At 48.4% G+C, this 11,994-nt stretch carries 7 protein-coding genes and 1 pseudogene; 4 read left to right on the top strand and 4 right to left on the bottom strand.

The features are described from left to right. The first annotated feature begins 54 nt into the window (after positions 1–54). The 3 genes and pseudogenes from LACZS1_RS02700 to LACZS1_RS02685 all read left to right on the top strand — a co-directional run bounded on the left by LACZS1_RS02700 (position 55) and on the right by LACZS1_RS02685 (position 3,780). Positions 55–1,511: pseudogene (locus tag LACZS1_RS02700) on the top strand (ISNCY family transposase). Positions 1,512–1,871: 360 nt separating this feature from the next. Beyond that, on the top strand, positions 1,872–2,372 hold the full coding sequence (locus tag LACZS1_RS02690; protein ID WP_039639621.1) for a DUF1440 domain-containing protein: 501 nt from the start codon (positions 1,872–1,874) through the stop codon (positions 2,370–2,372). Between the two features lie 73 nt (positions 2,373–2,445). Then, positions 2,446–3,780 (top strand): MFS transporter, encoded by a 1,335-nt coding sequence (locus LACZS1_RS02685; protein ID WP_306402896.1) that lies wholly within the window; start codon positions 2,446–2,448, stop codon positions 3,778–3,780. 55 nt (positions 3,781–3,835) lie between these two features. Here LACZS1_RS02685 and LACZS1_RS02680 read toward each other — a convergent pair whose 3' ends face one another. Beyond that, positions 3,836–5,278 carry an amino acid permease gene (locus tag LACZS1_RS02680; RefSeq protein WP_070650206.1) on the bottom strand — a complete coding sequence of 481 codons (1,443 nt, stop codon included), beginning with the start codon at positions 5,276–5,278 and terminating at the stop codon, positions 3,836–3,838. Between the two features lie 530 nt (positions 5,279–5,808). Next, positions 5,809–8,343, bottom strand: coding sequence for a M1 family metallopeptidase (locus LACZS1_RS02670; protein ID WP_306402895.1), 2,535 nt, complete (start codon positions 8,341–8,343; stop codon positions 5,809–5,811). A 732-nt stretch (positions 8,344–9,075) separates the two neighbouring features. Between LACZS1_RS02670 and LACZS1_RS02665 the strand changes: the two genes are divergently transcribed. Further along, entirely contained in the window at positions 9,076–9,360 is a 285-nt protein-coding gene (locus LACZS1_RS02665) for a hypothetical protein (protein ID WP_070650208.1), read from the top strand. Positions 9,361–9,536: 176 nt separating this feature from the next. Here LACZS1_RS02665 and LACZS1_RS02660 read toward each other — a convergent pair whose 3' ends face one another. Together LACZS1_RS02660 and LACZS1_RS02655 are read right to left on the bottom strand one after the other, a co-directional pair. Continuing rightward, positions 9,537–11,153, bottom strand: a complete 1,617-nt coding sequence (locus LACZS1_RS02660; RefSeq protein ID WP_070650209.1) for an ABC transporter ATP-binding protein — start codon at positions 11,151–11,153, stop codon at positions 9,537–9,539. Continuing rightward, entirely contained in the window at positions 11,146–11,880 is a 735-nt protein-coding gene (locus LACZS1_RS02655) for an ABC transporter ATP-binding protein (RefSeq protein ID WP_010493047.1), read from the bottom strand. The genes LACZS1_RS02660 and LACZS1_RS02655 overlap by 8 nt, the downstream gene beginning before the upstream one ends. Between the last annotated feature and the right edge of the window lie 114 nt (positions 11,881–11,994).

Here is an 11,994-nt window from a genome sequence, read left to right as displayed (position 1 = left end):
CCAAAGTGTCACAAAAACTGTAACCTCTTAGAAGATACATCTAGGAGGAATCACATGAAGAAGGTTGTCTTAACAATGAAAGAAGAAGAACGTTACCGAGTCATCAAAGCAGTGGTCAATGGTAAGACCTCCGTGCAACGCGCAGCCGTTAAGCTCAAGCGCTCCGAACGAACCATCTACCGACTGATCAAGCTTTACAAGCAACAAGGCAAAGACGGCTTTATCCATGGTAATGCCGGCCGTGAGCCTGCCAACAAACGCAACGCGCAACTCGAACGTCGGATCATTCATCTGTACACCAACAAGTATGCCGGTTTCAACATCGCTCATTTCCACGAGTTCTTAACCACTGCCGAACAAATCGCTATCTCCGAATCCTCACTTCGGCTCTTATTCAGACACCACCACATTCTGTCACCCAAAGCCCATAAAGCCACCAAGCGTCGGGTCAAGCGTGAGTTAAAAGAAAAAGAAAAGAAGGCCAAGCTCCTATCCAAACGTGATGAAGCCACCTTGTCAGCCATCGAAGTCGTTGAAAACATCAAAGCCCATCCAGAACGTCCTCGGAAACATTATTCTGGTGAACAGGTACAAATGGATGCTTCATGGGAGTATTGGTTTGGTACTCAAAAAACCACCTTACACGCAGCCATTGATGATCAGTCCGGGAACGTTGTCGGCGGCTACTTTGCCAAACAGGAAACACTCAGCGGCTATTATCACGTGTTTGCCCAAGTCCTTCGCGATTATGGCGCTCCAGCAGAATTCCTAACGGATCGGCGCACCGTGTTTAATAGCAACAAAAAAGAGGGCTCACCTTCGACCGAGAACCCTCTCACACGTTTCGGTTATGCCTGCCAGACACTTGGAACAGAACTTTCGGTCACCAGTATTCCGCAAGCCAAAGGCCGCATAGAACGTCTTCTGGAGACTTTTCAAGATCGGCTCACAAGTGAACTGCGGTTGCATAACATCACCACAATCGCAGATGCCAATCGTTTTTGGTCGGCTTTATCAAGCGTTACAATGACCGCTTCGCATCTACCATCAAAAGTAGCATGTCGGTGTTTGATAAGCAACTAACACCCAAGGAAATTGACAATATTTTGATCATTGCCAATGAACGCAGCATCGGCCACGGACACTGTGTTCGCTTTGACAACAAGCGCTATCTGCCACATCGAAATGGCGAATTGGTTTACTTACCGCCGCATACAAAGGTCTTAGTCATCAAAAGCTTCACTGGCAGACTTTATATGACCACTGATGACGACCAGGTGTACGACCTTTTCTGTGTGCCAAAAGAACAGTTCATGTCAGCTAAATTCGATCTTACGCCAGCCGCGGCACCAACTCCTAAACGAACCAAGAAAATCCCGGCAATTACGCATCCGTGGCGCCGTGCTAACTATCGCGATTACCTTGATTCTCTTGGCATTAACAGTACAAGGGTTAAACAGTTGGTCGCCGAACGATATCCATACAAGAATTCACAAGCGATTCAAGTCTAATCAGGATCATCTCGCGTCCAGTTTTCGGACGCATGTTTTATGGAATTTACTGTCAAAGTCGAAAATCGCTTGACACCTTTTGCGCTAACATATTCGCAAATTCTTTTTGTTTGATTAGTCGCTGATCGACGGGCAACACTTATCGCGATTCGACGGCTTAATCTTGCATATTGAAAAGAACGATAACGACACATCAGCATAGAAAAACAAATTCTTTTATCAACACATGCCAAAATCGCGCTGCTGTTCTAAAATAGAAGTGTCACAAATCTTAATGTGGTTGCCATAATACGCTTACCATAACGCGTTCACCGGCGCAAGAGCCGGCTCACGCTCACTTACCTTAGGGAGGTCGCTTTTATGCGTACACAAACTCAGTCATCTGTCTTAAAACTCGCAGCGGTTGGGGCCGTTGCGGGCTTAGTATCAGGACTTGTCAAGTTGGGTTGGGAGAATATTTTACCGCCGCGAACACCGGAACGTGATGCCACCAACCCGCCGCAACAATTTCTGCAGCAGCACGGCCTCACGCCGGCGGAAACTCATGCCACTTACACGTATTCCGGCCATCAGATTCCTTGGGTCAGCCTTCTGGTCCACTTTGGCTTTTCGTCAAGTCTCGGCGCCCTTTATGCCGTTGCCGGGCATTATGTCCCGTTGTTTAAATTGGGTTACGGCAGCATGTGGGGACTTGGCGTGTGGGCCGGCGCTCATCTTTGGGCGATGCCGGCGCTGAAAATCGTGCCGCCTGCCAAGGATCAACCGGCGGAAGAACATTTGTCCGAAGCCGTTGGACACATGGTTTGGAATACGGTTAACCAAATCGTGATCAGTGACATGTTGCGAGAAAAGCATGATTAAGCGCGACTGCTAACACCCGAAGATTGCAGTCGTACATGTTTCGTGTCAGTTATCCACGAAAGAAGGTTTGCGGATGCAAAAAAAGCCGACTGCACAACAAACAAAGTGGCCTGAACGCATCAGTTACGGTCTGAGTGACGCGGCTGATAATCTGGTCTTTCAGGTGATGACAACTTATCTGCTGTATTTCTACACGGACATTTATGGATTGAGTGCCGGCGCGGTCGCCTTGCTGTTCCTGATCGCCCGCGTTGCCGATGTTTTCGAAAGTCCAGTGGTCGGTTTGATGATCGACCACACCCACTCGCGCTTTGGTAAAAGCCGGCCGTTCTTCCTTTGGTACGCACTGCTTTATGCCGTTTTTGCGGTGCTCACCTTCGTCACACCAGACTGGTCGGCTAATGGTAAACTGCTGTGGGCGTATGCGACGTATCTCATCTTAGGGTTCCTCTACACCGCAGTTAACCTGCCAATCACCTCCGTTCTGCCGACGTTAACCCAAAATCAGCAGGAGCTGACTTTGCTCGGGGTCATTCGCCAGTTCTTCGGCAGTTCCGTTCAGATTATTGTAGCCGTGTTCACCTTACCGCTAGTGGCGTTTTTCGGCCGCGGCAATGATCAGCACGGCTTTCTTTTAACCATGGCGTTGTTTGCCGGCATTTCATTACTATTAATTCTGAACACCTTTGTGCATATTCGTGAGCGTTTTACCCAGAAAAAAATCGCCCACCAACCTTTCCGCGTAGTTGCCAAAATCGCGGTGCGCAACAAGCCGTGGCTGATTCTGTCAGGTGTCATTTTCACGTACTGGCTGCTGACGGCGATCAAGAACCAGACGACGGTTTACTATTTCAAATACACGTTGCACAATCAGAATCTGGTTTCCTGGGCCAATAGTTTTACGTTTTCATCATTGATCGGCGTCTTGCTGATTATTAGCATTGCCGGACATTATGGGAACAAGCACACCATGCGTCTGGGAATGCTGATTGGCTTGGCCGGACAATTGGTGATTGCCGGGGGCGTGTACCTGCGCCAGCTGTGGCTGCTATTTTTCGGCATTCTAGTGAACAGCATCGGTCAAGGAATGATCGTCGGCTTGGTTTCCATCATGTTAGCTGACACCATTCGCTATGGCATCACCCTGGGCGCCCAAGCTGAAGGCTTCTTCGCCTCAAGCAACGACTTTGGTGTCAACCTCGGGCTGGGTATCGGCGGCCTCGTCACCGCTGGCTTGTTCGACCTCACCGGTTATGTTCCAAACACCAGCCAAAATGCCGCAACCCTTGGCATGATTGATTTGAATTATGTCTGGCTGCCCCTGTTGCTTTACGGCATCTTGCTGCTGCTCATTCACTTTTACCCTGAAAAGAAAATGTTGACCGCGATTCGCGAACATCATCTTTAGGTCAAAAAAGGATCTGCCACCCTCTTCGGTAGCAGATCCTTTTTCATATCGCAGTTTATTCCGTGGTTAACTCGTTGCGCCGGGCCAACATTGGCAAAACGAGCCCCAATGCCAAGAGCACCACCGGCGTAATCACATTGAGGCCCATTTGGAACCACCATGTGCCGGGATCGTTCAGATAGCTGATTTTCGGCAGCATCCCCAGTAAGCAGGCGAAAGCGGTGAAGAAGAAACACCAGCCGCCAATGAGCATGCCCGCGTGTTTGTTTTTCACTAACATGTAGTCTGCTTGGAACTTCTCAAGATGGCGATTAAGCAGGTAATACGCTAAGAAGACCCAGAGATAACGCAGCGGCATCACGACGGAGTTCAGGTTCAGCAGCCATTTGTATAACTCATTCATGTTGCCGATACCCAACGCCGGAACAATAATCAGGATGCTGACCAGAATCCCGGTCATCCAGTAACCGTTAATCGGCGTGCCTTTTTTGTTGATCCGCCGTAGTTTTTTAGGAATAAAATGCGGATCGGCGTCACTCAGCAGGATTTTCAGTGGTGCATCAATTGAGAAGGCCAAAGCTGAAATTGAAGCAAGCGCATTGGCGATGGCGTAGAGAATGACAAAGATATTCCCCAGGTGGTAATAGTTGCCAAGCATCGCAAACGCAGTGTATGGGCCATTAGACATGAGATCAGTCGGAATATGGTGACTGTCAAACAACATGCCCATGCCAAAAGATCCTAGCAAGGCACAAAACGCAACCATGCCGGCAAGGACCAGCATGCCCAACGGAAATTCTTTGGACGCATGTTTGGTGTTGTTAACGTACGGCGAAATTTTTTCCGCCCCGCCAACGGCAAAGACCAGCATGGAAATCGTGGTGAAGTAATTCAAGTCAAACTTCGGTAAGTAAGTGTGCAGATCGCCCATGTCCGGCGTGGCCACATGAACCCCTTTGACCATCAAAGGTGCCGTGACCGCCAAGATGATGAACAGGATCGACATCAAGAACATCGCGGTGCCGGCCATGCTACCGATGCGATTCAGGGTTGTTAGTCCGCGCGATGACAGCCATAAGAAAAGCAAGAACAGTGCCAGACAGATCAGCGACACGGTCATCGATGATACGGTGTTGACAAAATTACCGTTGCCTTTGAAAAGCCAGCTGAGCGCAATCAAAATCGCTTGCGGCTTCTGGGCTAGGTACGGAATGTGCACCACCCAGTAGGTCCACGCAGCGTAATAAGCCAGCCGCACGCTGCCGGTTTCCTTAATCCAGGAACTAACGCCGCCCGCCTGATCCTTAAAGGTTGAACCAAGCTGGCCGACGATCAAGGCATATGGCACGAAGTAAATCAGCATAATCAGAATCCAGCTGGTCACAACGGACAGGCCTTGTTGTGCATAGTTGTTAAACACATTGCCAAGGCCCCAGACCGAGACGAAGGCAATCAAAGCCACGTTATACCAGCGCAGTTGTTTCTTAGTGTCTGCCACGAAAATCCCTCCAAACAAATCCCGCCTTTGGAAAAACAGGAATTTGTTCTCCAGTGTACCGGTTTAGCAGCCCCGATTTCCCGTGAAAATGTATAGATATGGATTAGATTTTTCTAAAAAGGCAGTTGCTTTTTCGCCATGGACGGGTTTCTGAATGGAAAAATTTGGGCAATAGCTTTCTTGCCGTGCCAAACTCCGCAATCTCCGGCCAGCTGGGGTGGCGACGCGAAGCTAGAGCGGAGGGCACGACTTTGAACCCGCAAAAACCGCGGTTTCAAAGCTCGGCCTTGGCCTAAAACGGGAAAACCGCCCGTTTAAGGCCAATTTCACAGCTGAGCCCCATCTGGCCTCCGATTGCTCCGCTTTGGCACTAATATCTTAAAAACCCTAACAAGTCACTATTGCGCGAACAAAAAACAAGCACACCCCCAAAAAAATTCTTGGAAATATGCTTGTCTCTATACTGAAACCGCGAATTGTAACGCTAGCCTGTTTATAGCTATTTTCTACTCATTATTCGCGAATCAGCTTCACTTAACCGCCTTAGCAACCGCCCCATTAACTGCCTGTTGCTCGGCTTGGATCAAATCAACCCGGCTGGCGATGACGCTGGTGTCCATCGTGATTTCACGAGTTAACCCTGGCGTCGGTAGTTTAGGCTCGAAGAATGCTTTGAATTCGTCAAGCCGGTTTGCGGTTCGGAAGATGCCGGCAATTACGGTGATATAGGTGGTAAATTCCATGTCGCCGCCGACCGTCTTTTCCAGCCATGACCATTCTTTGCGAATCCAGTCCCATGCAGCCTGTTCGCCGACATGGTTGTTCAACACGCCGCGGAACCATGAGCGTAAATCCTGAGGCTTGATTGTATCGGCATTTTCGAACTGATCAATAATTTTCCCGATCAAGGCCTTATTCGGGGTGCTGGTTAAGGCAGCGAGAATGTCTGCCTTATAACTTGAATCCGTGGTCTGCTTATAGGCCGTCAACAACTGATCGAACAAGGCGGCGCTGCCAAAGTTTTTCACTTCGTTTTGGAGCACAAACATCCGCACGTCTGCCGGCAACTGCAGCAATTGATCCTTGTTAGCCGTGAAAAGGTCGTGACCTTGCGCAATGGCCGTAGCGTTTTTAGCATAAAGTGCCATGCTTAGCACATATGGGCGCGTCAATTGATCATCATTGGTTTCGCCTGGCTTCGGCAACCAGCCGAGACGTTTAAATTGGCCTGCGCTGAGCTGATCGAAGAATGCTTTCAGCTGGACTTCATCTGAGGAGTCAGGTGTCACAAACTGCTTCAAATCATTGGCAACCCGATACAAGGCATTGATGACAATCGCACTGCGACTTTCGGCAAAACGCGGCAACAACGGCACAATATTAGCGTATGAATTTTGCCGTCCTTCTGCCAACAGCCGCAAATCTTGCAGGATCTGACGCTGATCAATCGCATTCAGCTGGTCAAGGTGATCCAGAATATCGGTTAACAGCGTTTGATCATATTGCACGATGAAATGGGAGTTATTGCCAACGTTGATCCGGAATGGCTTGCCGCTGTCTTGACGCAACTGTGCATAGTCGCCCAATGTCACTTGCTTATCGGCAAAAATCTGCGGTGCGACGGCATAGTTACTGTTCAACGGAATCTGCCATTGGCGGCCGACGTCTTTGCCTGCACCGATGAAGAACTGCTGCTGCGACAAGGTCAGTTTGCCATCCACCACTGCGGCGGTCACAACCGGATAGCCCGGCTGCTCCAGCCACGACTGCATGATTTTACCAACGTCAAGATGGGAGGCCTGACCTAACGCTGCCCACAAATCTGCACCCGCGGCATTGCCAAACTTGTGCGCTTCAAAGTAAGCTTTCAAGCCGGCACGCAAAGCATCGTCACCAATCAATGCCCGGACCATGACCAGCATCCGTGCCCCTTTTGCGTAAACAATGGCGCTGTCGAAAAGCGAATCGATTTCAGCCGGATCTTCAACCTGCACATGAACCGACTGCACACCATCAGTGGCATCACGCTGCAACGCCATCGGTACTTCCAGCGTCTGGAAAGCTTCCCAGATGTGCCAGTCCGGTTGCAACGCGTCCACCGCAACATATTCCATCATGTTGGCGAAGCTTTCGTTCAACCAGAGATCATCCCACCACTTCATGGTCACAAGGTCGCCAAACCATTGATGTGCCAACTCGTGAGCGATAACGGTGGCAACCCGCTGCTTCGTTTCAAGTGATGTATTATCCGGATCGATCGTCAGCAGCGCTTCCCGATACGTCACCAGCCCCCAGTTTTCCATAGCACCGGCAGAAAAGTCCGGCAATGCCAGCTGCCAAGAGTGCGGTAGCGGATAAGGCGTCTGATAAAAGTCTTCATAGAATTCAATCGAGCGTTTAGCAATATCTAACGCAAAATCCAGTTCGTTAGGCTTGTGCGCTTTCGTGGCAAAAACGCCAATTTTAACGCCGCTCTTCGTCGTGGTCTGCTTACTTTGCAGCTCGCCAAATGCAAACGCAATCAGATAGGTGGACATCCGCACCGTGGTGTCAAAATAATGAACGCCATTGATTTCACGCACTTCCGGCATATTGCTAATGACCGTCTCGCCTGGATGTTCATCAAACTTAATCGCCAAATCAAATGTTGCTTTGGCTTCAGGTTCGTCAACACTCGGAAAAGCCTGCCGCGCCGCCGTGGTTTCAAACTGGGTCCCGATGATTTGCTTCTTGACCCCGTCCACTTCGTAGTAAGACAGGTAAATGCCCATCATGGTATCCGTCAACGGCGCCGTATAGGTAATCGTCAACTTCACATCGCCTGCTTTTGGCAACGTGATCCGCACTGCCTCGGCCGGATCATCGGTTGTAAACGGGACCGCTTGGTTGTTCGCCTCAACGGATTCAACCTTCAAATACTTTTGATGAACCGCAATGTTCGGCTGCTTCGCCTCACCGATAATCGACGTCTTGCCGCTAATGGTCTTGGTCTCCCGGTTAATATCCAAATAGAGATCATAATGCGACGGTTGAAAAGTTTCATAGAAATGTGCTGCTTCGCTCATATCTTTCCTCCTCAAATTGTTAGATTACGCTCATTATACGCCAAGTGCGGGAATCTAATCAGTGAAAAGTCCGGTTTAACCGATGCCTGTGGTACATGTCACCGATTTAGGGTATCGTCTTTCATTGAACGGAACGTCACCTATCAGTTTGAATGTGACCGCAACGAGTGAATTTAAAATAACGATATCTTCAGCTCGTATACAACATATACCTCTTAATTTGAAACTTGTAAATTTTCTTGAACTGATGGGAGTTGAAGTCGTAAAACCAATTGTTGACCAAGTGACAATATCGGCTTTATAATGTAACCGGATACAAAGCGCCATATAATCAGTTTTTTTGCCTAACAGCCTTTGCCAAGCACCGACTTTCTCGGGGTGATTCAAATGAATAACGATGACGTATTCCAAAAGCGCTACAAACGCTATTTAAGATTTTATATTTTTTGGAACACCGGATATTTACTCTTAAACGGGTTTGAACTCACCGATAAACCACTAATTCTCAATATAATTGTTGTGGTAATCATCCCGTTATTCATTATGGGATATTTGATCTACGAATATTTCAAACTAAAAGTCAAACGGCCAGCAAAACTGATTCTCCTGATTTTTATGGTACTGGGTCTCCTTTTGGTACTACTTGTGTTTCTTAAAATTGTCAAGCTATGATAAATCCAACCGTATCGCAACATTGGGTACGTGTAGGTTTTAAAAAGCGAGGTGATTCAAATGAATAACATGGACGTCTTTAAAAACCGTTACAAGCACATCCTTACTTTCTTAGGCTTTTGGATCGCCGGATATTTCACGCTGGATTCATTGTTTTCTGGTTTGCCTCTGCCCCTCACCGTGTTTTCTTCTACCGTTGTGCCGATCAGCTTTTTGAGCTATTTGATTTATGATTATTTCAAACTAAAAATCAAAAGACCGGCTTCACTCATTTTTTTAGTCGTGATGATAGCAGCGTTCATCTTTGCAATCCTTCTATTTCTCAAGATCGTAGTGCTCTTCTAAATTCCAATGTGCAGTGATAACAGGAATCTGGAATTGTATGAACGATTAACACTGTCTACTACTAAGGCCAACCGCCTTTTTCCGAATGAAGTGGTTGGCCTTTTTATTATTTTTTACACGATTTCGTTGGAAGGTCATAGTCGCTCGCAACACCATTTGCCATCACAAAGTGAGCCTCAATACCGAATCCGGAAAGTCTTCGGCGCCACTCGATAAATCACCGCGGTGCCGATTGCCACATAAACCAGCGTCATCACGCCAATCAAAATGGCATATGCGTAACCGGAAAATTGCACTTGGGTGAAGACCCACGCCACCCAGTACATCCCCCAGTACAAGAACCGATACAGCGGGGAAACGACCGACATGTCGTCCGTAAACGGCTGGATTAAATAGTAGATAAACAAGTCGTGAAAAGAAAAGAACAGCACCATGCCGCAAACTTCCAGCAGTAACACCAAATAAAAGTTCACAGCATCCGGTACCGATGAAACGAATTGCAGCGCAAAAATAAACAGAAAAATCAGACCGCCTGTGACTGCGTTGTACCGGACAATCCGCCAGAATCGGTAGAAGAACCCGGCCAAAATGGTTTTCGGTTGCCGGTAAAACGGATAGTAAAGCATGGCTGAGTCGCAGTTAACAAATAAGAGTTGAACGATTGGGGCGCCGAGTGATGACAAGTACATTGGAAAGAACAAGGCCCCATAAATCGATGTCAAATCGCCGACCGATTGTCCAGCGAAAAGTTTGATGAGTACTAAAAATGCAATGCCAATGCCGCCAATCCAAAACAGCCGCGTCCGCAGCTTTTTCCATAATTGTTGCCGATAACGGGCAAATAATAAGGCATTCAGATAGTTACTGCCAAAGCGGCTGGTTGGCTTGATCGTTGTGTTGGTGTCCAGCGTCAATTTTTTCTGCATCGCCTTACCAGCTGCCAAAAACTGCTGATCACGAGATGCTGCGACCTTATCCAAAGCCATGGTTGCCTGCTGGATAGATGCCATCAGGAAAGGAATATCATCAGCGAATCGGTGAATATACCATGCCATCGCCAGCAAAGCGAACAAGCCGATCATGAATCCTAAAGGTGAGAAAACGCCGCTAACAAATGCCGCCAGTTGGCCGGTTATCATCACGCCGGCAACCACACCCCACAAGCTCACCCAGTAAATGATCAGCGCCATTAAGCCCAGTTGTCGGTGTGACCACGCCAAGCGCGGCAGAAAAGCTTGCCACCGCCAACTAAAGATGGCCATTTCCAGTCCAACCAGCAACAACCATAGATTACGGGTGATAAGTGCCAGAATAAAAAGCGGCAGAAACGGGCCAATCACAACCGCAATGATCTGATTGATCAACAAAGTTCCCCGAACCAACGCAACCCGATCCAGCGAAAAGTACTCGCCAAGCTTAATCGTTTTGATATTAATTGCTGCATACCGAAAAATCAGTCCGCGAAGCATGAGGCATCCCAGCGAATAAACCACCACGGCAACCATGATTCGCGAGGTGAAGTCGGTTGGGAGCGGATGAATGAAATCGTTGTAAGCATTGCCGACTAGGAACGCCAAGCCCATCATCAAGAGGGTTATCACCGGCTTGGTCAGCAGCATCATGAAATTTAACAAAATGGCCAAAAGACTTTTCAAAGCCCCGGTGCGATACCACTTAGTCGGAATCTTTTTCCCTACAACCGGGATCCGCCGTAGAAAGTAAATGATGCCATTCACCCCGGTGGTCGCATCGGTTTGCGCTTGAAACCAGTAATATCGCCATGCATCACGCATCTGCCTGCACCTCGTCACTTAACCGCGCAATCACGGCGTCTTCAAATGCCTGACTGTGAATATCCAGCCCCGTTAATTCAGTTAATTGCTGCTGATGCAACAGCACCACCGCGTCACAGATGGCCTGCGCCAACTGCATAATGTGCGTGGAAAAGACAACCACCGAGTCTGCCTTCATCGCAACAATCATTTGCTGCATTTCATGCGCCGCCACCACATCGACGGTTGTCAGCGGCTCGTCGAGTAGCAGCACCGGCGGCTTCAGCATCAACGACACCACAATCTGCAGCTTATTGCGCATCCCCTCCGAATAGTCGCGCAACAACTTATTGGCATCCGCCTGACCCAGACCGGCCATATCAAAAAAATCCGCCGCTTTGACCGTCGTATGCATCCGGTCCAGCCGTTCGCGGTTAATCGCGATAAAATAGTCAACGAATTCAACGCCGGTCATGAATGCCGGCAAATGTGGCTGAGTGTAAACCATACCGACTGCCGTATCCGAGTAATTTGTGATCAGCCCTTGACCATCATCCGAATCAACCGCAATCGTGCCGCTATCGATCGGCAGGTTTCGGACAATCATGTTAAACAACGTCGACTTACCAGAACCATTGCGCCCCAGCAAGCCATAGATCTTACCTTGTTGAAACGTATAATTGGCGTCTTTGAATAAAACCTGCTGATCAAAGGCCTTATCCAAATGGGCAATTTCAAGTTTTTTCATCCCGCCACCTCCAGTACCACCTGAATTTTTTCTTGAGTATAGCAAATTATTTTCAGCCATACCATTGACAAGGCTCCTGACATTTGCCGATAAATAACTGTTTTCACTCCCAAA

Source organism: Lacticaseibacillus zeae subsp. silagei, assembly GCF_030770335.1.
Lineage (GTDB): Bacteria > Bacillota > Bacilli > Lactobacillales > Lactobacillaceae > Lacticaseibacillus > Lacticaseibacillus zeae.
This window is presented reverse-complemented; position numbering and strand designations above follow the sequence as displayed.

Coding starts and splice junctions, on each gene's coding strand:
- LACZS1_RS02690 (WP_039639621.1), top strand. CDS start 1,872: ATGCGTACACAAACTCAGTCATCTGTCTTAAAACTCGCAGCGGTTGGG.
- LACZS1_RS02685 (WP_306402896.1), top strand. CDS start 2,446: ATGCAAAAAAAGCCGACTGCACAACAAACAAAGTGGCCTGAACGCATC.
- LACZS1_RS02670 (WP_306402895.1), bottom strand. CDS start 8,343: ATGAGCGAAGCAGCACATTTCTATGAAACTTTTCAACCGTCGCATTAT.
- LACZS1_RS02665 (WP_070650208.1), top strand. CDS start 9,076: ATGAATAACATGGACGTCTTTAAAAACCGTTACAAGCACATCCTTACT.
- LACZS1_RS02660 (WP_070650209.1), bottom strand. CDS start 11,153: ATGCGTGATGCATGGCGATATTACTGGTTTCAAGCGCAAACCGATGCG.
- LACZS1_RS02655 (WP_010493047.1), bottom strand. CDS start 11,880: ATGAAAAAACTTGAAATTGCCCATTTGGATAAGGCCTTTGATCAGCAG.